Source organism: Streptomyces sp. NPDC008137 (assembly GCF_042957035.1).
In the GTDB taxonomy this organism is placed as follows: domain Bacteria; phylum Actinomycetota; class Actinomycetes; order Streptomycetales; family Streptomycetaceae; genus Streptomyces.
In genome coordinates this window covers 382,848-404,562 of the sequence record NZ_JBIBHN010000001.1, presented here as the reverse complement: position 1 = coordinate 404,562, position 21,715 = coordinate 382,848, and the positions used below count along the sequence as shown (strand labels likewise).

Below are 21,715 nucleotides of genomic sequence, written 5' to 3'. Positions count from 1 at the left end.
GACACCGTGGACAAGAAGAACGCCCTGCGCGCCGGCGCCCTGGCAGCCGGTACGACGCTCATGATGCTGCTCGTGTCGTCCCCCGCCTTCGCGGTCAGCCGCGACGACGGTGACGACCCCGGCCCGGGCCTGAGCGTCATCGAGACGCTGGGCCTCTTCGTCGTGGCCCCCATCGTGCTGTACCTGGTCATCCACGGTCTGGTGATGATCGGCGACAAGTCGCACCAGAAGAAGGACCCGACCAGCTCCAACATCGCGACCAAGGCCAAGGCCGAGGTCAAGGCCGACTCCAAGGCCTGATCAAGGCCGACTCCAAGGTCTGATCGGGGGCGATGGTGGAGAGGCGGTCACCGCCCGGCCGCCCCCTCCGTCCCCGCCAGCAGTTCCCTCAGCAGGCCGGCCAGTTGGCCGGCCTGTTTCGCGTCCAGGCCGGACAGGGCCTCCGTCTGGACCGCCAGCCCCGCGACGGCCGCCTCGTCGACGATGCGCAGCCCCTCCTCCGTGAGCGTCACCTGAAGGCCCCGCCGGTCGTGCGGATCGGGGGAGCGGCGCAGGAACCCGGCCCGCTCCAGCTTGTCCAGCCGGCCGGTCATCCCGCCCGTGGTGAGCATCAGCGTCTCCGACAGCCGGCGCGGTGAGAGCGTGTAGGGCTCGCCGGAGCGGCGCAGGGTCGCCAGGACGTCGAACTCGCCGCGCGAGATCCCGAACCGGCCGTAGGTGCCCTCCAGGCGGTCCGCCATCGCACGGGCGAGCCGGGAGACCCGGCCGAAGACCTCCATCGCCCGGGTGTCGAGCTCGGGCCGGACCGTCCCCCACTGGTCGATGATCGCGTCGACAGGGTCCCTGCGCTGCCCGGGGTGTTCGTTCATGGCACGAGTATCGGCCGCCACTCGGTCACCCGCAAGAAAGTAGCTTGACGGAAAGTTGCTTAACGCTAAGCTACTTTCTACCGACCTACTTCGAAGGTTGCCTCCATGGCCTCCTCCCGCCCGGCGCTCATCGCCCTCACCGCCCTCGCCCCCGTCTCCTGGGGCACCACCTACGCGGTCACCACCGAGTTCCTCCCGGCCGACCGCCCCCTGTTCACCGGGCTGATGCGCGCCCTGCCCGCCGGACTGCTGCTGCTCGCCCTCGCCCGGGTGCTGCCGCGCGGTGCCTGGTGGTGGAAGGCGGCGGTACTCGGCGCGCTCAACATCGGCGCCTTCTTCCCGCTGCTGTTCCTCTCGGCGTACCGGCTGCCCGGCGGCATGGCGGCGGTCGTCGGCTCGGCCGGGCCGCTCCTCGTGGCCGGCCTGGCGGCGCTGCTGCTCGGGCAGCGGCCGACCCCGCGCACGCTGCTGACCGGGGCCGTGGCCGCGTTCGGCGTCAGCCTCGTCGTCCTGCGCGCGGCCGGGGCGCTGGACGCGCTCGGCCTGCTGGCCGCCCTGGCCGCCACGGTCTCCATGTCCACCGGTACGGTCCTCACCCAACGCTGGGGGCGGCCTCCCGGCGTCGGCCCGCTCGCCCTCACCGGCTGGCAGCTCACCGCGGGCGGCCTGCTCATCGCGCCGGTCGCCTTCCTGGCGGAGGGCGCGCCCCCGGCGCTGGACGCCCGGGCGGCCGGCGGCTACCTCTACCTCGCCGTCGCCAACACGGCGGTCGCGTACTGGCTGTGGTTCCGCGGCATCGGCCGCCTCACCGCCACCCAGGTCACCTTCCTCGGGCCGCTCTCCCCGCTGACCGCGGCCGTCATCGGCTGGGCGGCGCTCGGCCAGGCGCTGACGGCGGTGCAACTGGTGGGCATGGGGCTGGCGTTCGGGGCGACGGTTGCGGGGCAGATCGGGGGGCGGGGCGCGGCGGCCCCGCGAACGTTCAGCTTCTCTGAGAAGAGCCGTCGGAAGGATTCGACGGACCTGACGGAAGGGGCGCTGCGCCGGTAGACCCACCGCGCTCACCGACCGGGTGCGAGAAGACGGCGAAGGGGCGCCCGGCACATCGCCGGGCGCCCCTTCGCCGTAGCCGTAGCCGTAGCCGTTGCCGCTGCCTACCGGCCGGCCGCCGCGTCCGCCTGCTGGGCCCGCAGTGCGCGTTCCACGCCCGCGCGGGACTCCGAGACCAGGCGCCTGAGGGCCGCGTTCGGCGCCGCGTCGGTCAGCCAGGCGTCGGTCTTGTCCAGGGTCTCCTGGGAGACCTGGACCGTCGGGTAGAGGCCGACGGCGATCTGCTGGGCCATCTCGTGGGAGCGGGACTCCCAGATGTCCTTGACCACCTCGAAGTACCGGTCCGCGTACGGGGCGAGCACCTCACGCTGGTCGGTCTGGACGAAACCGCCGATGACCGCCTCCTGCACGGCGTTCGGCAGCTTGTCGGAGTCGACGACCGACGCCCACGCCTCCGCCTTGGCCTCCTCGGTCGGGCGGGACGCCCGGGCGGTGGCGGCGTGCCGCTCACCGGCGGCCGTGCGGTCACGGTCGTACTCGTTCGCGATCTCCGCCTCGTCGAACCGGCCGACCGCGGCGAGCCGCTGCACGAACGACCACCGCAGCTCCGTGTCGACGACCAGGCCCTCGATGGTCTGCGAACCGTCCAGCAGCGCGTCCAGCACGTCCAGCTGCTCGGGCGTGCGGGCCGTCGCGGCGAACGCGCGCGCCCACGCCAGCTGGTGGTCGCTGCCCGGCGCCGCCGCCCGCAGGTGCGCGAGCGTCGCGTCGGTCCAGCGGGCCAGCAGCGCCTCCCGGGCGGCCGGGTCGGCGTACAGGTCGATGGCCAGCTTCACCTGGCGCTGCAGCGACTGGACCACGCCGATGTCCGACTCCTTGCCGATGCCGGACAGCACCAGGGCCAGGTAGTCGCGGGCCGCGAGCTCCGCGTCGCGGGTCATGTCCCAGGCCGACGCCCAGCACAGGGCACGCGGCAGCGAGGACTCGAAGTCGCCGAGGTGCTCCGTGACGACCGCCAGGGACTGCTCGTCCAGGCGGACCTTCGCGTACGACAGGTCGTCGTCGTTGAGCAGGATCACGGCCGGGCGGCGCTTGCCGACCAGCTGCGGCACGGCGGTCAGTTCACCGTCCACGTCCAGCTCGATCCGCTCCTCGCGGACCAGCTTGCCGCTCTCGTCGTCCAGCTCGTAGAGGCCGACGGCGATCCGGTGCGGCCGCAGCGTGGGCTCGCCCTTCGCGCCCGTGGGCAGGGCCGGGGCCTCCTGGCTGATGGCGAAGGACGTGACGACGCCGTCGGCGTCCGTTTCGATCCGCGGGCGCAGAACGTTGATCCCGGCCGTCTCCAGCCACGCCTTCGACCACGATTTCAGATCACGCCCCGAGGTCTCCTCCAGGGCGCCCAGCAGGTCGGACAGTCGCGTGTTGCCGAACGCGTGCGCCTTGAAGTACGCCTGCACGCCCCGGAAGAACTCGTCCTCGCCGACGTACGCGACGAGCTGCTTCAGAACGGAAGCCCCCTTCGCGTAGGTGATGCCGTCGAAGTTGACGAGCACGTCGTCCAGGTCGTTGATCTCGGCCATGATCGGGTGCGTCGACGGCAGCTGGTCCTGGCGGTACGCCCACGTCTTCATGGAGTTGGCGAAGGTGGTCCAGGAGTGCGGCCAGCGCGACTCGGGGTGGGCCGCCTGGCAGGCGATCGACGTGTACGTGGCGAACGACTCGTTCAGCCACAGGTCGTTCCACCACTCCATCGTCACGAGGTCGCCGAACCACATGTGGGCCAGCTCGTGCAGGATGGTCTCCGCGCGCACCTCGTACGCCGCGTCCGTCACCTTCGACCGGAACACGTACTGGTCGCGGATCGTCACCGCGCCCGCGTTCTCCATCGCGCCCGCGTTGAACTCCGGTACGAACAGCTGGTCGTACTTCTCGAACGGGTACGTGTAGTCGAACTTCTCCTGGAACCACTCGAAGCCCTGCCGGGTCACCTCGAAGATGGCGTCCGAGTCGAGGTACTCGGCGAGCGAGGGACGGCAGTAGATGCCGAGCGGGACGGACTGGCCGTCCTTCTCGTACACGCTGTGCACGGAGTGGTACGGCCCGACGATCAGGGCCGTGATGTACGACGAGATGCGCGGTGTCGGCTCGAACGCCCAGACGTTGTCCTGGGGCTCCGGGGTCGGGGAGTTGGAGATGACGGTCCAGCCCTCCGGCGCCCTCACGGTGAACTGGAAGGTCGCCTTGAGGTCCGGCTGCTCGAAGCTCGCGAACACCCGGCGGGCGTCCGGGACCTCGAACTGGGTGTAGAGGTAGGCCTGGTCGTCGACCGGGTCGACGAACCGGTGCAGGCCCTCGCCGGTGTTGGTGTACGCGCAGTCGGCGACCACCCGGAGGATGTTGCGCCCCTGGAGCAGGCCGGGCAGGGCGATCCGGGAGTCCGCGAAGACCTCGGCGGGGTCGAGGGAGTCCCCGTTCAGGGTCACCTCGTGCACGGCCGGGGCGACGAGGTCGATGAACGACTCGGCGCCGTTCTCGGCGGTCACGTCGAAGCGCACCGTGGTCACGGACCGGTAGGTGCCGCCCTCCTGCGCGCCGGAGAGATCGAGTTCGATCTCGTACGAGTCAACGGCGAGCAGCTGCGCCCGCTGCTGCGCCTCTTCGCGGGTCAGGTTTGTGCCAGGCACGCGGTCATCTCCTCGTTATGGGTGGCTTGCGTCATCTTTCCACGGCAGCCTGGCATCATTCGACGATCCGGGCGGCTCCTAGGGATACCCCTCGACGGACCGCTGCCCGACCGCTGTCCGGCGGGAACGCGACGTCCGGAATCCGCCGGTGAGGCGACCGGGCGAGGCGGAACCTGGAGCCATGACACCGACGTACCTGGCTCGTCCCATCACCCCGCGCGTCCTGAAGGACCTCCGCACCACCGACGACGCGGGCCGCCCCACTACCCCCTTCACCGCCCCCGAGGGCGGCGCCCCGCTCCGCTGCTGCCTCCGCCACAGTGAGCCGGGCGAACGCCTCGCCCTGGTCTCCTACGCCCCACTGCGCCGCTGGGCGGCGGAGACGGGCGTCGACCCCGGCGCGTACGACGAACAGGGCCCCGTCTTCATCCACGCCGAGGAGTGCGCGGGGCCGGACACCGACGCCCTCCCCTTCACCCACAGCCATCGCACGGTCCGCCGCTACTCGGCCGACGGGCGCATCCTGGGCGGTCGGCTGGTCGGGGACGGCGCCTTCGAGGAGGCCTTCACGGAAGCATTCGACGACCCGGCCGTGGCGCTCGTCCACGTCCGGGCCGTCGAGTACGGCTGCTTCTACTACGAGGTGCGCAGGCCCTAGCTAGCCCTTCAGCTCCGCCGCCACCAGCTCCGCGATCTGGATCGCGTTCAGGGCCGCGCCCTTGCGGAGGTTGTCGTTGGAGAGGAAGAGGGCCAGGCCGTTGTCCACCGTCTCGTCGCGCCGGATGCGGCCGACGTAGGAGGGGTCCTGGCCGGCGGCCTGGAGAGGGGTGGGGATGTCGGTGACGACGACGCCCGGGGCGTCCGCCAGCAGCTCCGTCGCCCGCTCGGGGGAGATCGGCCGGGCGAAGCGGGCGTTGACCTGGAGGGAGTGGCCCGAGAAGACCGGGACGCGCACGCAGGTGCCGGAGACCTTGAGCTCGGGGATCTCCAGGATCTTGCGGGACTCGTTGCGGAGCTTCTGCTCCTCGTCGGTCTCGTTCAGGCCGTCGTCGACGATGTTGCCCGCGAGGGGCAGCACGTTGAAGGCGATGGGGCGCTTGTAGACGCCCGGCTCGGGGAAATCGACCGCCGCGCCGTCGTGGGTGAGCTGGTCGGCCTCGGCGACGACCTTCTGCGTCTGGCCGTGCAGCTCGGCCACGCCCGCGAGACCGGAGCCGGAGACCGCCTGGTACGTGGCGACGACCAGGGCCTCCAGGCCCGCCTCGTCGTGCAGCGGACGCAGGACCGGCATCGCGGCCATCGTCGTGCAGTTCGGGTTGGCGATGATGCCCTTGGGGCGGTCCTTGATCGCGTGCGGGTTCACCTCGGAGACGACCAGGGGCACCTCGGGGTGCTTGCGCCACGCGGAGGAGTTGTCGATCACGACGGCGCCCTGGGAGGCGACCTTTTCGGCCAGCGCCTTGGAGGTGGCACCGCCCGCGGAGAACAGCACGATGTCCAGGCCGGTGTAGTCGGCCGTCGCCGCGTCCTCCACCGTCACACCGTCCAGCTCGGAGCCCGCCGAGCGGGCCGAGGCGAACAGGCGCAGCTCGGTGACCGGGAAGTTCCGCTCCTTGAGGATCCTGCGCATGACCGTGCCCACCTGTCCGGTGGCTCCGACGATTCCGACCCTCACGGTGACTCCCTCTCGTGCGTCTCTTCACATGCTCGTTGCTTGGCCGAGGCTTTTCCATCATGCGGCCGACCACGGCCCATCTGTCCACTTCTTTCCCCGGGCCGTCCGGTGAGTGGGACGCCGTGTCCCGCTCCTCGGTTGCGGACCTGCGGTGTCAACCGCTCTGAGCTGGAGAAATTCGTTCGACAGGGGTAGTGCGCCGCAAGCTCACCTGCCCCTCCCTCCCTCCGCCACACGGGAGTGTGACGTATACCTCTGTCGCCCTGGCGGAAATCCTTCGGAGGACGACCGAACGTTCCGGGCCGGGCCGGCGTCGTAGGAGAAACACGGCGAGGGGGGTGGCTTGTGCTGCTGCGCGGAAGGGCCCGGCGGGGCCGGGAGAGGCCGCGGGCCGGTGGCGGTGACGATCCGCAGGGCGCGGCTGATCCGCAGGGCGCGACTGATCCGCACCGGACGGCTGATCCGCTGGACGCGGCACAGGAACGCCGGGTGCGGGCGGTGCTCGCGCTGGGCGGGGTGCCGCAGGCGGACCTGCCGGACGGGGTGCAGCAGGTCCGCCTGCGGCTGCTGGAGCGGGCCGCGAGCGGACGGGAGGCGCCGCGGGACGTCTCGGCGTGGGCGGCGGTCGTCGCCTCCAACCTGGCCATGGACTGGCACCGGGCCAAGCGCCGCCAGGAGCGCCTCGGGGAGCGGCTGGCCGCCCTGCGCCAGCCGGCGGCGCACCCCTCCGGCGAGGACAGCAGCGTGCTGTCGGTCGCCGTCGCCCAGGGCCTGGACGAGCTGCCCGACGCCCAGCGCCAGGTCGTCGTCCTGCGCTTCTACGCCGACCTGCCGGTCCGGTCCATCGCCGAGCAGCTCGGCGTCCCGGAGGGCACGGTCAAGAGCAGGCTGCACACGGCGGTACGGGCTCTGCGCGCCCGCCTGCACGAGGACGAGGTGGTGTGACGTGACCGCCCGGAACGATGACGACCGGCGTCATGGAGAGTGCGACGACGGTGGCGAGTACGACGGCATGGACGCGCTGATGGCCGCGATCGTCGGTGCCCCCGTACCGGAGGCCGCCCGGCAGGACGCCGAGTACACGGCGGCCCACCGCGCGGCCGCGTCTGACGTCGCGCTGCTGCGGGAGCAGCTGACGCTGCTGGGGGACGCGCTGGCGCGCGGCGACGAGGCCCGGCTCGAGGCGCCGGGGGAAGCGGCGGATCCGGCGGGGCGAACCGTGGCGGCAGGGCCCACAGCAGGCCCGCGGGCTGCCGCGCACGGCGCCGGGCCGGGGGCGGCCGCCGACCCGGCGGTGAGAGTGCTGCCTGTGAGGTCGCGGCGCGACCGTCCCCGGCCGCTCTCCCTGGCCCTGCGCGGGCTCGTCGCCGCCGCGGCGGCCACCGTCGTCGTGGGCATGGGGTGGCTCGTGGTGCAGGGCGGTGTCGGTACGGGTGCCGGGGACGACTCCGCGGGGAGCTCGGCCGCCGACGCCGCGGCGAGTCCGCAGCACGGCAGCAAGGGCGCCAAGCTCGGTCACGCCGGCTATCTCGCCTGTGCCCGGATCGTCGTCGAGGGCACCGTCGCCGAGGTCGAACCGGTCCCCGGCACCGGACAGGACCGCGTCACGCTCGACGTGGAGCGCTCCTACAAGCCCGCCGAGGGCCAGCAGCGGGTCGTCTTCCCGATGGGCGAGGACGTCGACCCCCGGCCGCGGCCGGGCGACCACGTCCTCGTAGGGATCACGGGCGGGCAGGCCGAACCGGACCTGTGGAGCGTCGGGGAGAAGGAGATCGCCCGCGAACGGGCCTGGATCACCGCCGCGCTGCCCGAGTCGCGCACGGTCCCGTGCCAGTAGGCATGAGAAAGGGCGGGCGTCCGTCGGACGCCCGCCCCCGGTAGCCGTGATCCGCTACGGAACGACCTTCTCGATCTTCACATTGCCCAGGCCCGCGACCGTGCCGCGCGCGTTGACCAGCTGGACCTGCCCGAAGAACTCACGCCCCTCCGGAGCGGCCGCCGCGGCGGTGACACTGCCCGAGACCGTGGCCGACGCGCCCGTGCCGAGCTTCACCGGCGCCGAGCCGTCGACGCCGACGCTGCCCAGGGACGAGGAGAAGAACACGTCCTGGTAGTCGTAGGCGGTCGTGCCGGCCGGCACCGCGTAGCCGACGACCTCGACGGTGTACTTGCCGGCGGCCGGGGAGGGCACGGAGACCGACTCCTCCGAGTCGCCGTCGGCGGAGCTGCCGACCTGCGTGCCGGCGGCGTTGTAGACCGCGAGGTCCAGGTCCGCCGCGTTGTCCGAGACACCGCCGATGGCGACGTCCAGGGACTCCGCGCCCGCGGGCACCTCGACCGTGGTGGTCTGCGTCTCGCCCTGCTTGATCGACGGACGGGTCGTCTTCGCCGAGCCGAGCGGGCCGCCCACCAGCTTGCCGTCGATGGCGGCGAAGCCGTTCGTCACCTTCCAGGAGGCGGCGGCCGGGGTGCCGACCTTCGCCTCGGGCACGGTCACGGTCTCCGGGTCGAAGGCCGCGCCGAGCACGGCGACGTCCAGCTTGTACGGGTTGTCGAGCAGCGGCGACGTACGGCGCGACTCGACCTCGATCTCCCACACGCCCGGCTGCGGGTTCGCGTACGAACGCAGGTCGGGGCGGCAGGTGTTGGCCGGGTTGGCGTAGTTCGGGTAGCAGTTGATCGTCGACGTCGGGTCGGACGGGACGCCGTAGGGGTGGACGGAGATGAACCGGGTCTGGCTCTTGTCCTTCAGCCCGCTCATCGCGACCTCGAGGGTCTTGGCGCCCTCGGGGACCGTGACGTAGTAGTGCTTCGAGCTGTTGCGCTGCACCGAACCCTGGGCCGAGTACGTGTACTTCAGCGGCTCGGAGACGACCACCGTGTTCAGGACCTGCTTGTCGATGCCCTCGGTCTTCGGGTCGTCGACCTCCAGGATCGCGCTCTTGATGCCGGCGGACTTGGGTGCGGCCTGGACCTTGACGGTCACCGGCTGGTTCAGCGGCAGCTTCACCTCGTCGGAGCCGACGATGCGGAACGTGCCGCCCGCGTTGTTCTCGAAGTGCAGCTCGTGCCGGATCGCCTTGTCGGCGCCGGACGTACGGGTGACGGTGACCTCGTAGGTCTTCTTCTGGCCGGCCTTCAGGCCGCCCTCACGGTCGTAGAGACCGGTGCCGTAGCCCGGGGTCTTCAGGAACTGGTCGATCGCGGTGTCGACCGGCGCCTTCACCGTGTAGGCGTGCGCGGTGGCGTCGTCGCGGATCGAGTCCCAGGCGTCCTCGATGTTCATGAGGCCCGCGCCCTCCTCGTACGCCTGCACACCCTTGATGTGGTCGGCGGTCGAGGTGAGGGCCGTGCGCAGGGTCGCCGGCGTGAGGTCGATCTTCTTCTGCCCGGCGGCCGAGAGGAGCAGCGCGGCGGCACCGGCGGCCTGCGGGGAGGCCATCGAGGTGCCCTGGAGCATGCCGTAGCCGGCCGGCAGGGTGTAGCCCGCCTCGGCGACCGGCTGGCCCGGCATCCAGGTCTGGATGGTGTTGATCGCGGCACCCGGGGCGACCAGGGTCGGGGTGAAGCCGCCGTCCTCACGCGGGCCGCGCGAGGAGAACGGCATCAGCGCGTACTTCTTCTCCACGGCCGAGCCGTAGTTGGCGGCCCAGGTCTCCTTGGAGACGGACGCGCCCACCGAGATGACCTTCTCGGCCAGGGCCGGGTCGCCGATGGTGTTGGTGCCGGGGCCGGAGTTGCCCGCGGAGATCACCAGCTGGACGCCGTACTCGTCGATCAGGCGCGTGTACAGCTCGGCGCGCGCGTTGTTGCCGTCGTTCAGCGCAGGGAGGCCGCCGATGGACATGTTGACGATGTCGACGCCGCGCTTGGTGACGAGGTCGATCATGCCCTCGGTGAGCGCGACGTTGGTGCAGCCGCCGGACCAGGTGCAGGCGCGCGAGGAGACCAGCTTGGCGCCCGGAGCCGCGCCGTCCATCTTGCCGCCGAACAGGCCGTTGGCGGCGGTGATGCCGGCGACATGCGTGCCGTGCTCGGACTCGATGACGCCGATGTTGACGAAGTCGGCCTTCGCGCCGGCCGCGTTGACGACGACGTCCTTGCGGATCTCGACGACGAACGGCTGCCGCTCGGCGATGTCGGTGGCCGGGTTGTCGGTGCCGAAGTACCCGATCTGGAAGCCGTCCTTGTACGGCTTCATCGCGGTGTCGTCACCGAAGTCGTTGTTGTTGTTCAGGTCGACGCGGACCGTACCGGACGCCGCGTCGTACAGCACGCCCCAGGCGTCGGTGGTGTCGCCGTCCCGGTTGGCGTCGCCCGCCGCGTCGCCGCCGGTGGTGTACGACTCCAGGAAGGTGCTGACCTTGTAGGAGCCCGCCGGGGCCGTCCAGGTCTTCCCGCCGTAGGTGAAGGTGGGCCCGGACACCGAGGCGGTCATCGGGCGCCAGGTGCGGTCGCCGTCGACGACCGGGTCCGTCGCCGTCACCCAGTCGACGATCTTCCGCTCGCCGGTCGTCGTCTTCTGCAGCGCCGGGTGGCCGAGGTCCACGCCGGAGTCCAGGATGCCGATGGTGACGCCGCGGCCGTCCGCCTTCGGGTGGTCCTCGACGAAGTCGACCGCGCCCGTCTCGAAGGACGGGTTGTACGGGTTCTCCGCCGGGGTCTTCTTGCCCGGCGCGGGGTACGTGCCCTTCGCGGCCTTGGCGCCCTTGGCGGTGTCCGCGCTCGGCGTCGGGTCGTCCAGCGGGATCTCCTCGCGCAGGTCGATGCCGTGCACGGAGGAGAGCTTGGCGGCGGCGGCGATGGCCGAGTCCGCCCGGGACGTCGGGACGGTGGCGCGGACGTAGCCCAGCTTGTCGTCGGCCCGGCCCACCAGGCCGCCCTTGACCGCGTCCAGCTGCCCGGCGACCTGCTCGGTCTTCCCGGGCGCGGTGGCGATCATCATCGTGACGGTCTTGTCGCCGTCGGCCTTGGCCTCCGCGAGGAGGTCCGCGTCGTCCGAACCGAGCTTCTCGGGTGCGGACTTGACGTCCGGGTCGGCGGGGGCGGCGGCGCCCGGGCCGTCGGCGGCGAAGGCCAGGGGGATCGGCCCGGCCGCGGAGAGCGCGGCGACGAGACCGGCGGCCACGGCTATGCGGGCCACACGTCTCGGGCCCGATATCGGGTCGCGCTGGGGGGTGAGGGTCATCGGCATCCCTTGTTGGTAAAGGAACGAGCGGGAACGACCAGGACCGATCGACCCTGGTCGTAACGGTCCGAACGCGAGCCCGGACGATCGCACAGCTTTGCGTAAGGGCACGCTCTTTGGGGACCGTTGACCGAAACGAGATGGATGTATGGGGAAAACCCGCGATGCGTTTTGCGGGCATCAGTCCTGAAGACGGCGAAATCGGTTAACGTCCCGGAGTGAGAGAGAAGTTGAGGGTGGCGGCCTACGCCGTATGCGTCCGTGACGGACAGATCCTGCTCGCCCGCTCACCCGCCCAGGACGGCACCCCCGAGTGGGTCCTGCCGGGCGGCGGCATGGAGCACGGCGAGGATCCCTACGACACCGTCCGACGGGAGGTGGAGGAGGAGACCGGGTACCGGATAGAAGTGACCGGACTGCTCGGCGTGGACTCCTCCCACCGCGTCTTCCGCGACGGCTTCGGCCGCTCCGTCGACCATCACGGCGTCCGGTTCGTCTACGAGGGCCGTATCACCGGCGGCGAACTGCGCTACGAGGTGGGCGGCTCCACCGACCTCGCCGCCTGGCAGGACCTGGACGCGGTGCCCGGACTGGTCCGGATCGGGCTGGTCGACACGGCGCTGCGGATGTGGCGGGAGCGGCCGGTCACCGGGCGGCTGGAAGAGGCCGTGGACTAGGTGCAGTACCCAGGAAGATGAACGCCGAGTGACCGGCTCCGGGCCGTTCCCGGAGCGGTCGTCGACGCGGAGGGTGGCCAAGATCCACGTACGGTGATCGGCGCTGCCCGTTGCCGTCGCGTTTACGTACAGGTCATTCCCGGTGCCAACGATCCAGTGTGAGCGGAGTGTTCGTACGGCGAACGCTCCGCGACCACTGCCGACGCGTTCGTACTCGGGGAGAGAAGCGCATGTCGCGCACACGCTCAGTCGCAGGATCCGGCCAGGGCATCCACCGTCGTTCCGTCCTCGCCGCCGGCGGCGCGGTCGCCCTCTCCGCGGGCGTCGGCTACGCCCTGCGGCCCAGCGACAGCCAGGCCGCCACCGCAACGGCCAAGGAGGCGACCGAGGCTGTAGCGGCCTCCTCGCGCCAGGCGCCGGCCGCGCCGCTGGCCCCCTACACCAAGGGCACCACCCTCGCCTCCGTCGCCACCCCGCGCGGCAGCGGCGGCTCCGGCTACCGGCGCCTCGGCGACGGAGCCGGCTGGCAGCGCGTCGTGCGCTCCGACCTGGCCGCGCCCAAGTCCGGCCGCGCCGGGCGCCGTACCCCGCTCGCCGCGTTCGTGCAGCTCACCGACCTGCACATCATCGACGCCCAGCACCCGCTGCGCCTGGAGTACCTCCGCTCGGCCGACATCCACGCCTGGCGGCCGCACGAGGCGCTGACCGTGCAGGGCGCCATCGCGCTGGTGGAGCGGATCAACGCGCTGCGCGGCGCCCCGGTCACCGGCGCCCCGCTGCACTTCGCCATGACCACCGGCGACAACACGGACAACAACGCCAAGTCCGAGCTGGACTGGTTCCTGAAGATCATGAGCGGTGGGCGCATCACGCCCAACACCGGGAATCCGCGCCAGTACGAGGGCGTCCAGAACAGCGGCCTCAAGCAGTACTGGCAGCCGGACGCAGCGGTCCGCGACAGCGACAAGCAGGTCGGTTTCCCGCGGCTCGACGGCTTCCTGAAGGCCGCGATCCGGGAGGTCCGCAGCCCCGGCCTCAACCTGCCCTGGTACTCCACCGTCGGCAACCACGACTCCCTGCCGATGGGCTGCTACGCCTCGCACGGCGACTCCTACCTCACCGAACTCGCCGTCGGCGGCAAGAAGCTGATGGACGTGTCCGCGGCGGAGGCGCAGCAGCTCCAGGCGCAGATCAAGAAGGCCCGGGACCCCCAGGGCGTCCGCTACCACGACTTCCTCAAGTCCCACGCCCGCTCCATGCGCTCGGTCACCCCGGACGAGAGCCGCGCCCCCTTCACCCAGGCCGAGTACCTCCAGGCTCACTTGGACCCGGCCTACCGCGGTATCGGCCCGGCCGGTCACGGCTACTCCTCCGCCAACCTCGACGCGGGCACCCAGTACTACGTCTTCCGCATCTCCGACGACGTCATCGGCATCAGCCTGGACACCACCGACGCGGGCGGCCACTACGAGGGCTCCCTCGGCACGGCCCAGATGAAGTGGCTGGAGAAGACCCTGCGGGAGAACAAGGACTCCCACGCGGTGATCTTCAGCCATCACACCAGCAAGACGATGACGAACCTCCGCGACGACCCGTCCCGGCCGGGCGAGCGCCGGCACAGCGGCGAGGAGGTCCTGGCCCTCCTCGGCGCCCACCGCAACGTGCTCGCCTGGGTGAACGGCCACATCCACAAGAACGTCATCACCCCGCACTCGATGTCCGAGGGCGGCACCTTCTGGGAGATCTCCACCGCCTCCCACGTCGACTTCCCCCAGCTGGCCCGGGTCATCGAGCTGACCGACAACAAGGACGGCACGATCTCCCTCTTCACCACCCTGGTGGAGTCCTCGGCCCCGCGCCGCACGGACTTCTCCGACCTCTCCCAGACCGGCCTGGCGGCCCTCTACCGCGAGCTGTCCCTCAACGCCCCCGGCGCGAACCCGAACCTCGGCGGCGACCCGGAGGACCGCAACACCGAACTGGTGCTGAAGAAGGGCTGATTACCGCTCAACCGGCCCGGGCCGGTCAACTCCGGGCCGCCGGCTCGTGGTCCCACTCCCTGACACCGCTCGACGCTGACGGGGGTACAGGGGCATGACCATACGCGCACGCACGATCCTTACGGCGGTGACGGCCACGGCGCTGTCGGTCGCCCTGGCGGGCCCGGCGCTCGCGGCCCCGCCCACCGGCGGCCATGACGCGACCCGACGGGCGGTACGGGCCGCCGTCGCCGAGGGCGTCCCCGGGGTGACCGTGACGGTGGGGGAGCAGGACGGCGGCACCTGGGCGGCCACCGCCGGAGTGGGCGACCTCAGAACGGGCGAGCCGCGTTCGACGCGAGACCACTACCGCATCGGCAGCGCGAGCAAGACGTTCATCGCCACCGTCGTCCTGCAACTGGAGGCGGAGGGGGAACTCTCGCTCGACGACACGGTGGAGAAGTGGCTGCCGGGTGTGGTGCACGGCAACGGCCACGACGGCAGCCGCATCACGATCCGCCAGTTGCTGAACCTCACCAGCGGCGTCTACGACCTGCTGGCCGACAAGACCTTCCAGCAGACCTACATGCTCAAGGAGGGCTTCTTCCGGCACCGTTTCGACCGGAGGACGCCACGGGAACTGGTCGCGATGGCCCTGGCCAACCAGCGGGACTTCAAGCCGGGCACGTCGTGGAAGTACTCCAACACCAACTACATCCTGGCCGCGATGGTGATCGAGAAGATCACGGGCCACCCGTACGGCGACGCGGTCGAACAGCGCGTCATCGAACCGCTGAACCTGACGGCCACGTCCGTCCCTCGTAACCGGATCACCGTGCCCCAGCCCAGCAGCCGCGCCTACGGCAAGCTGGCGCGGACGACGACCGGCCCGACCTACGACGTCACCAAGTTCCGGCCCTCCTTCGCCTACTCGGGCGAGATCATCTCCGACTCCGCCGACCTGAACACCTTCTTCTCGGCACTCCTGCGCGGCGAGGTGCTCCCGCCGCGGCAGTTGCAGGAGATGAAGACCACGGCCCCCACCACGAAGGAGAAGGAGGGCTACGGCCTCGGTCTCCGTTCGTACGAGCTGACCTGCGGCACGACCGTCTGGGGTCACGGCGGGGACATCCACGGCTCCTCCACCATGGCCGTCACCACCGGCGACGGCCGTCACTCGATGGCCGTCAACTTCAACGGGGACTGGGCGGGGGAGACCAAGGCCGTCGTCGAGGCGGAGTACTGCGGCGACCGCTGAGCCGGTCCGGCTCGGCAGGACAACTCGATATGACATGGGGAAACGGGGACATGAAGAGACACATACGTACGGCCCTGACGGCGGCGACGGCCGTGGCGCTGACCGCGGCGCTGGCCGCTCCGGCGCTCGCGGCCGCTCCCAGCAAGGCGCCCGGCGACCACAACGCGACCCGGCAGGCGGTGCGGGCCGCGGTCGCCGACGGCGTGCCGGGCGTGACCGTGACCGTGCGGCGGGGGCACGGCACCTGGGCGGCCACGGCCGGCGTCGGCAACATCCAGACAGGCAAACCGCGTTCGACGCAGGACCACTACCGCGTCGCCAGCATCACGAAGACGTTCGTCGCGACCGTCGTCCTGCAACTGGAGGCCGAGGGGAAGCTCTCGCTCGACGACACGGTGGAGAAGTGGCTGCCGGGCCTGGTCCGGGGCAACGGCCACGACGGCCGGAAGGTCACCCTGCGCCAGCTCCTGAACCACACGAGCCGCATCTACGACTACCTGGACGACACCGGGTTCCAGCAGAAGTACATGACCGCGGACGGCTTCATGAAGCACCGTTTCGACGAGGCGACCCCCGAGGAACTGCTCGCCTTCGCCATGGCGAACGAGCCGTATCCCGAGTCGGGTGAGTCGTTCAACTACTCCAACACCAACTACATCCTGGCCGCGCGGGTGATCGAGAAGGCCACGGGCAGCGACGACTACGGCGACGAGATCGACCGCCGGGTCATCGCCCCGCTGAAGCTTGCCTCCACGTCGGTGCCCATCACCCAGGTGACCCTGCCCCGGTCCAGCAGCCGCGCCTACTCCAAGCTGGCCGGGACGGCCGAGGGCCCGACGTACGACGTCACGGAGCTGAACCCGCGCCTGGCCTACGGCTCCGGCCAGATGGTCTCCAGCTCCGCCGACCTGAACCGCTTCTACTCGGCCCTTCTCCGGGGCAGGCTGCTCCCACCCGAGCAGCTGAAGAAGATGAAGACCACGGTCCCCTCCAGCCGGGACACCAGCCGCTACGGCCTGGGGCTCGTCGACCGCGAGCTCAGCTGCGGAGTCCACGTCTGGGGCCACGACGGCGGCATCACCGGCTCCAGGTCGAGCGCGGTGACGACCGAGGACGGCGGGCACTCTCTGGCCGTCAACCTCAGCGGGGACTGGGCGGTGAGCACCGACGCGATCATCGAGGCGGAGTTCTGCGCCAAGTAGTCGCCGCTACGGGTTCTCTTCCCGGCCGACGTGGGCGAGGAACCGAGTCGGTGGTGGCCGATGTGCTCCGATCGGCTGCTGTGAGGCATCCGGCTGGTGAGACACCCGCTCACGTTTTGAGAAGTAAGCGGCACCTTCCATACCTCGGCCGCCCGGCTACGAATCCCCAGTGAGGCAGAGCAGAAAGTCGGCAGCCGAGGGGGTTCTCTCATGGCGGGACAGCAGCTCCAGGAGGTGGTCAGGGGTTCCGCTGTCGCCGAGCGGTTCGCCGTGCTGCTGGCGGAGGTCGCTCACCTGGAGGAGGTGCGGGTCGACAGCGACTTCTTCGACGATCTCGGTGCCGACTCCCTGGTGATGGCGCACTTCTGCGCACGGGTGCGGAACCTGCCGGATCTGCCGGCGGTGTCGATGCGCGACGTCTATCGGCATCCGACCGCCGGGGGCCTGGCGGCCGCGCTGGTCGACAGCGCCCCGCCGCCTCCACCAGCCGAATCCGAGACGTCCAGCCCATCGGAACTGCCCAGGGCGCCGGTCCCGGCACCGGCGCCCCCGACCGGCCGCCCGCACCGTGTGCTCTGCGGCGCGCTCCAGCTCCTGGCCTACCTCGGCTATGCCTTCCTCCTCGCGGCCATAGCCGCCCGGGGCTATGAATGGATCGCCGCGCAGGAGCACCTGCTCGACGCGTATCTGCGCAGCGTCGTCTTCGGCGCCTCGCTGTTGGTCGTGCTGTGCGCCCTGCCCGTGATCGCCAAGTGGGTGCTGATCGGCCGGTTCAGGCCACGGCGGTTCCGCGTCTGGAGCCTCACCTACTTCCGGTTCTGGCTGGTCAAGACGCTGATTCGGTCGAGCCCGCTGGTCCTGTTCGCCGGCTCGCCGCTCTACCCGCTCTATCTGAGGGCCCTGGGTGCGCGGATCGGCAGGGGGGTGACGATCCTGTCGCGCAGCGCCCCCGTCTGCACCGATCTGCTGACCGTCGGTGACGGCGCACTCGTCCGCAAGGACGTGCTGTTCAGTTGCTACCGCGCGGTCGACGGTGTGATCGAGACCGGGCCGGTCGCCCTGGGCCGGGGCGCGGTCGTCGGTGAGGTGACGGTGCTGGACATCGGGACCCGGCTGGGGGAGGGGTCCCGGCTCGGGCACGCGTCCTCCCTGCAGACCGGGCAGTCGGTCCCCGACGGCGAGCACTGGCACGGTTCTCCGGCCCAGCGCGCGGACGGGGCCTTCCCGGAGGTGGAGCCCGCCCGGTGCGGCACCGTACGGCGAGCGGCGCACGGCTCCCTGATGCTGCTCACGGCGCTGCTGGTGTATCTGCCGCTGGCGGTGGGCTGCCTGGACGTGCTGCTCTCCCGGATGCTGGAGGGATCCGCCGTACTGAAGGGCGGGGCGACCGTGCTCTGGGTCGACCTGCTGGTGGTCACGGTCGTGGTGTTCTTCGGCGGGGTGCTCGCCGCTCTGGTGGTCCTGGCCACCGTGCCCCGGCTGCTGGGCAGGTTCGTCCCGCCCGGCCGGACGTATCCGCTCTTCGGCTTCCGCCACACCGTGCACCGCACGATCGTCCTGCTGACGAACAGGAAGTCCCTGACCCGGCTGTTCGGCGACAGCAGCGGCATCGTGCACTACCTGCGCTGGATCGGCTACCGCCTCTCCCCGGTGGAGCAGACCGGCTCCAACTTCGGCACAGCGGTCAAGCACGAGAGCCCCTTCCTGAGCAGGGTCGGCACCGGGACCATGGTCGCGGACGGGCTGTCCCTGATGAACGCCGAGTACTCCAGCACCTCGTTCCGGCTGTCGCAGACCGCGATCGGGGCGCACAACTACCTCGGGAACCGCATCGCCTACCCGGTCGGCGGCCGGACCGGCGACAACTGCCTGCTCGGCACCAAGGTGGCCGTCCCCGTCAGCGGGCCGCTCCGGCACGACGTGGGACTGCTCGGCTCGCCCTGCTTCGAGATCCCCCGGTCGGTGGCGCGGGACAGCACGTTCGACGACCTCAAGGACGGGAACGGCATCGGCCCCCGCCTCGCGGCCAAGAACCGCCACAACGCCGTCACCATGGCCTGGCATCTGCTCACGGGATGGCTGTTCTTCTTCTGCGTCGTCCTGATCTTCTCGCTCGCCGCGAGCCGGTACCCGGTGTGGGGCACGGCGTCTCTCGCCCTCGCCAACGCCGTCGTGCTGCCGTTCACTCTGCTGTACTACGTCCTCCTCGAACGGGCCGTCACGGCGGCGCACCCGCCGGAGCCGCTGTTCTGCTCGATCTACGACCGCCGGTTCTGGGTTCGCGAGCGGTACTGGAAGGTCCCCTCCGAGACCTATCTGCACAGCCTCGACGGCACGCCGTTCAAGAGCCTCGTATGGCGCCTGCTCGGCGTGCGGATCGGGGCGCGGGTCTTCGACGACGGCTGCGCCGTGACCGAGCGGCCCATGGTCCGGATCGGGGACGACTGCACCCTCAACTCGGGCAGCGTCCTGCAGTGCCACTCGCAGGAGGACGGCACGTTCAAGTCGGACCGCAGCGCGCTCGGTGCCGGCTGCACCCTCGGCGTCGGGGCGTTCGTGCACTACGGCGTGACGGTGGGGGACGGCGCCGTGCTGGCGGCTGATGCCTTCCTCATGAAGGGCGAGACGGTCCCCGGGCACACCCGCTGGGCGGGGAATCCTGCCCGCCCCCTCGACGAGAGAGACGACGAGAGAGACGAAAGGGGAGGTGTGCGGTGATGGCTGCGACGGTGACGGCCGTGCCCCGATGGGCGAAGGACGCCGTGCCCGGCACCGGGGAGCAGGTCAGCCGTGTCCCCGGCGAGGTGACGGCGGCCCTGCGGGCGCGGGCCCGTGAACTCGGCGTACCGCTCACCGCGATCCTTCTCGCGGCCCACGCGAAGGTGCTCGCCCTGCTCTCCGGCGACCCCGAGGTGCGCAGCGGCTGCCTCTCCCCGGCCGGAACGGGGATCTTCGAGCTGACCGTCAGGCCCGGTACCTGGGGTGAGCTGGTGCGGGAGACGGGGTCGGCCGTATTGGCGGTGCCGGCGCCCGGGCCCGGCCCCGAGGTGGTCTTCGCTCCCGCCGGGGACGAGGTCACCGTCCCCGCGGACGGCGGTGTGCTGCTCGGTGTATCGGCAGTCGAGGAGAACGGCGGGCTCGCGCTGCGCCTGCGGCACCGGACCGACCTGCTGGACGGGGACTGTGCCGCCCGGATCGGGGGGTACCACCTCGCCGCGCTGGAGGCGATCGCCGCCGACCCCGGCGCCCGCCACGACCGGGGCAGCCTGCTGTCCGCGGACGAACTCCGGTTCCAGCTCGACGGGCTGGCGGCGGGGCCGCGCCGTGCGCTGCCGGACCGGCGGTTCCACGAACTGTTCGAGGAGCGGGTGCGTCGGAATCCGGACGCCGTCGCCGTGGTCCACCAGGGCCGCGGCCTCACGTACGCGGACCTCGACACCCGGGCCAACCGGGTGGCCCGGGCCCTGCTGGCGGAGGGGCTCGCCGCCGAGGACACGGTCGCCGTGGTGACCGAGCGCGACCTCCACTGGGCGGCCGGTGTGCTCGGCGTCCTCAAGGCCGGCGGTGTGTACCTGCCGGTCGACCCGCATCACCCGCCCGGCCGTATCGGCGCGATGCTCAGCCGTGCCGACTGCTCCTACGTTCTCACCGAACCGGGCAGTACCGCGCAGCTGGACCGGGCACTCGCGTCACGTCCCGGAACCCGGCGGCTGCTCGTCCCGGACCTCGTCGACCGGGCGACCGACGGATCGGACCTCGGCCTGGACATTCCGGCGGAGCGGCTCGCGTACGTCTTCTTCACCTCCGGCTCCACCGGAGAGCCGAAGGGCGCGCTGTGCGAGCACGCCGGTCTGCTCAACCATCTGTACGCCAAGATCGAGGATCTGGGCATCGGCGAGGGCACCGTGGTGGCGCAGACGGCCTCGCAGTGCTTCGACATCTCGCTGTGGCAGCTGCTCGCCGGGCTGCTGACGGGCGGACGGACCCTGCTGGTCGAGCAGGACGCCATCCTCGACGCCGACCGGTTCCTGGACCGGATCAGCGAGGGGCGCGTCAACATCCTCCAGGTCGTGCCGTCCTATCTCGACGTCATCCTGTCCGCGCTGGAACGCGACCCCCGGGACCTGCCCGACCTGCGCTGCGTCTCCGTCACCGGCGAGGCGCTGCGCGGTGAGCTGGTCCGGCGGTGGTTCGCGGCCGGACCCGCCGTACGCCTGGTCAACGCCTACGGGCTGACCGAGACGTCCGACGACACCCACCACGAGGTCATGGACCGGGCGCCCGACACCGACCGGATCCCGATCGGGCGGCCCATCGCCAACGTGCGCCAGTACGTCGTCGACGAGAACCTGCATCCGGTGCCGCTCGGCGCGCCCGGCGCCATCGTCTTCTCCGGGGTGTGCGTCGGGCGCGGCTACGTCAACGACGCCGAACGGACCTCGCTCGCCTATCTGGAGGACCCGCACCGCCCCGGCCAACGGCTGTACCGGGGAGGCGACTTCGGCCGCTGGCGGCCCGACGGGAAGCTGGAGTTCCTCGGCCGCCGGGACGCGCAGGTCAAGATCCGGGGGTTCCGGGTCGAGATCGGCGAGGTCGAGAACACGCTGCTGCGGGTGCCCGGCGTCACGGACTGCGCGGTGGTGGTGACCGGCGCGGAGGGGCACGGCCGCCGGCTCGCCGCCTTCTGCGTGAGCGAGGGCGCGGTGAGCGCCGAGGACCTGCGGGAGCGGCTCGCGGACCTGCTCCCCGCGTACATGGTCCCGGCGTTCTTCCACCGGCTGGACCGCCTGCCGCTCACCGCCAACGGCAAGACCGACCGCAAGGCGCTCACCGCGCTCGCCGAGGACCTCGGCACGGCCCGGGACTCCGGCGGCACCCCGCGGACACCGGCCGAACGGCGGCTCGCGGAGCGATGGGAGGCCGAACTCGGCCTGCCGCCCGGACGGATCCGCCGCGACGACAACTTCTTCGACCTGGGCGGCACGTCCCTGACGGCGGTACGGCTCGCCGTCTCGCTGGACCGGGTGATCTCCCCGCGCGACCTCGCGGGCCGCCCCGTACTGGCCGATCTGGCCCGGCTGATCGACACCCGGACGACCGGCGGAGAACCACGACAAACACAAGGAGCATGAG

15 protein-coding genes are annotated in these 21,715 nt (G+C 71.2%); 11 read left to right on the top strand and 4 right to left on the bottom strand.

The window, feature by feature from the left end:
* Nucleotides 1-6: 6 nt before the first annotated feature.
* Nucleotides 7-300: a hypothetical protein gene (locus ACFZBT_RS01720; protein WP_391097578.1), complete on the top strand. Its 294-nt coding sequence runs from the start codon at nt 7-9 to the stop codon at nt 298-300.
* A gap of 47 nt (nt 301-347) precedes the next feature.
* Here the strand turns inward: ACFZBT_RS01720 and ACFZBT_RS01715 are convergent, their stop codons facing one another.
* Nucleotides 348-869: a MarR family transcriptional regulator gene (locus ACFZBT_RS01715; protein WP_391097577.1), complete on the bottom strand. Its 522-nt coding sequence runs from the start codon at nt 867-869 to the stop codon at nt 348-350.
* A gap of 105 nt (nt 870-974) precedes the next feature.
* On the opposite strand from ACFZBT_RS01715, the gene ACFZBT_RS01710 reads away from it, so the two are divergent.
* Nucleotides 975-1,919 carry an EamA family transporter gene (locus tag ACFZBT_RS01710; protein WP_391097576.1) on the top strand — a complete coding sequence of 315 codons (945 nt, stop codon included), beginning with the start codon at nt 975-977 and terminating at the stop codon, nt 1,917-1,919.
* Nucleotides 1,920-2,023: 104 nt separating this feature from the next.
* Here ACFZBT_RS01710 and pepN read toward each other — a convergent pair whose 3' ends face one another.
* A complete protein-coding gene (gene pepN, locus ACFZBT_RS01705) occupies nt 2,024-4,603 on the bottom strand; it encodes an aminopeptidase N (RefSeq protein WP_391097575.1) in 2,580 nt (859 codons plus the stop codon).
* Nucleotides 4,604-4,784: 181 nt separating this feature from the next.
* Between pepN and ACFZBT_RS01700 the strand changes: the two genes are divergently transcribed.
* On the top strand, nt 4,785-5,261 hold the full coding sequence (locus ACFZBT_RS01700) for a DUF1203 domain-containing protein (RefSeq protein ID WP_391097574.1): 477 nt from the start codon (nt 4,785-4,787) through the stop codon (nt 5,259-5,261).
* Here the strand turns inward: ACFZBT_RS01700 and ACFZBT_RS01695 are convergent, their stop codons facing one another.
* Nucleotides 5,262-6,278: an aspartate-semialdehyde dehydrogenase gene (locus ACFZBT_RS01695; RefSeq protein ID WP_391097573.1), complete on the bottom strand. Its 1,017-nt coding sequence runs from the start codon at nt 6,276-6,278 to the stop codon at nt 5,262-5,264. It lies immediately after the preceding gene.
* Between the two features lie 348 nt (nt 6,279-6,626).
* Here ACFZBT_RS01695 and ACFZBT_RS01690 point away from each other — a divergent pair, with 348 nt between their 5' ends.
* Nucleotides 6,627-7,223, top strand: a complete 597-nt coding sequence (locus tag ACFZBT_RS01690; protein ID WP_391097868.1) for a sigma-70 family RNA polymerase sigma factor — start codon at nt 6,627-6,629, stop codon at nt 7,221-7,223.
* A 1-nt stretch (nt 7,224) separates the two neighbouring features.
* On the top strand, nt 7,225-8,115 hold the full coding sequence (locus tag ACFZBT_RS01685) for a hypothetical protein (RefSeq protein WP_391097572.1): 891 nt from the start codon (nt 7,225-7,227) through the stop codon (nt 8,113-8,115).
* 54 nt (nt 8,116-8,169) lie between these two features.
* On the opposite strand, the gene ACFZBT_RS01680 is transcribed toward ACFZBT_RS01685, so the two are convergent.
* Nucleotides 8,170-11,466, bottom strand: coding sequence for a S8 family serine peptidase (locus ACFZBT_RS01680; protein WP_391097571.1), 3,297 nt, complete (start codon nt 11,464-11,466; stop codon nt 8,170-8,172).
* Between the two features lie 236 nt (nt 11,467-11,702).
* On the opposite strand from ACFZBT_RS01680, the gene ACFZBT_RS01675 reads away from it, so the two are divergent.
* The 6 genes from ACFZBT_RS01675 to ACFZBT_RS01650 all read left to right on the top strand — a co-directional run bounded on the left by ACFZBT_RS01675 (nt 11,703) and on the right by ACFZBT_RS01650 (nt 21,714).
* Nucleotides 11,703-12,143 (top strand): NUDIX domain-containing protein, encoded by a 441-nt coding sequence (locus ACFZBT_RS01675; protein WP_391097867.1) that lies wholly within the window; start codon nt 11,703-11,705, stop codon nt 12,141-12,143.
* Nucleotides 12,144-12,373: 230 nt separating this feature from the next.
* A complete protein-coding gene (locus ACFZBT_RS01670) occupies nt 12,374-14,143 on the top strand; it encodes a TIGR03767 family metallophosphoesterase (RefSeq protein WP_391097570.1) in 1,770 nt (589 codons plus the stop codon).
* Between the two features lie 94 nt (nt 14,144-14,237).
* Complete coding sequence (locus tag ACFZBT_RS01665) at nt 14,238-15,380, top strand: serine hydrolase (protein ID WP_391097569.1); 1,143 nt, start codon at nt 14,238-14,240, stop codon at nt 15,378-15,380.
* Nucleotides 15,381-15,430: 50 nt separating this feature from the next.
* A complete protein-coding gene (locus ACFZBT_RS01660) occupies nt 15,431-16,582 on the top strand; it encodes a serine hydrolase (protein ID WP_391097568.1) in 1,152 nt (383 codons plus the stop codon).
* Nucleotides 16,583-16,792: 210 nt separating this feature from the next.
* Complete coding sequence (locus tag ACFZBT_RS01655; protein ID WP_391097567.1) at nt 16,793-19,300, top strand: Pls/PosA family non-ribosomal peptide synthetase; 2,508 nt, start codon at nt 16,793-16,795, stop codon at nt 19,298-19,300.
* Nucleotides 19,300-21,714 carry an amino acid adenylation domain-containing protein gene (locus ACFZBT_RS01650; RefSeq protein WP_391097566.1) on the top strand — a complete coding sequence of 805 codons (2,415 nt, stop codon included), beginning with the start codon at nt 19,300-19,302 and terminating at the stop codon, nt 21,712-21,714. Before ACFZBT_RS01655 ends, ACFZBT_RS01650 begins: the two co-directional genes overlap by 1 nt.
* The last annotated feature ends 1 nt before the right edge of the window (nt 21,715 follow it).

Bases quoted from the DNA above. Each gene is read 5' to 3' on its own strand.
- ACFZBT_RS01655 (WP_391097567.1), top strand. From the start codon at position 16,793: ATGGCGGGACAGCAGCTCCAGGAGGTGGTCAGGGGTTCCGCTGTCGCC.
- ACFZBT_RS01710 (WP_391097576.1), top strand. From the start codon at position 975: ATGGCCTCCTCCCGCCCGGCGCTCATCGCCCTCACCGCCCTCGCCCCC.
- ACFZBT_RS01665 (WP_391097569.1), top strand. From the start codon at position 14,238: ATGACCATACGCGCACGCACGATCCTTACGGCGGTGACGGCCACGGCG.
- ACFZBT_RS01715 (WP_391097577.1), bottom strand. From the start codon at position 869: ATGAACGAACACCCCGGGCAGCGCAGGGACCCTGTCGACGCGATCATC.
- ACFZBT_RS01650 (WP_391097566.1), top strand. From the start codon at position 19,300: ATGGCTGCGACGGTGACGGCCGTGCCCCGATGGGCGAAGGACGCCGTG.
- ACFZBT_RS01660 (WP_391097568.1), top strand. From the start codon at position 15,431: ATGAAGAGACACATACGTACGGCCCTGACGGCGGCGACGGCCGTGGCG.
- ACFZBT_RS01680 (WP_391097571.1), bottom strand. From the start codon at position 11,466: ATGACCCTCACCCCCCAGCGCGACCCGATATCGGGCCCGAGACGTGTG.
- ACFZBT_RS01670 (WP_391097570.1), top strand. From the start codon at position 12,374: ATGTCGCGCACACGCTCAGTCGCAGGATCCGGCCAGGGCATCCACCGT.
- ACFZBT_RS01700 (WP_391097574.1), top strand. From the start codon at position 4,785: ATGACACCGACGTACCTGGCTCGTCCCATCACCCCGCGCGTCCTGAAG.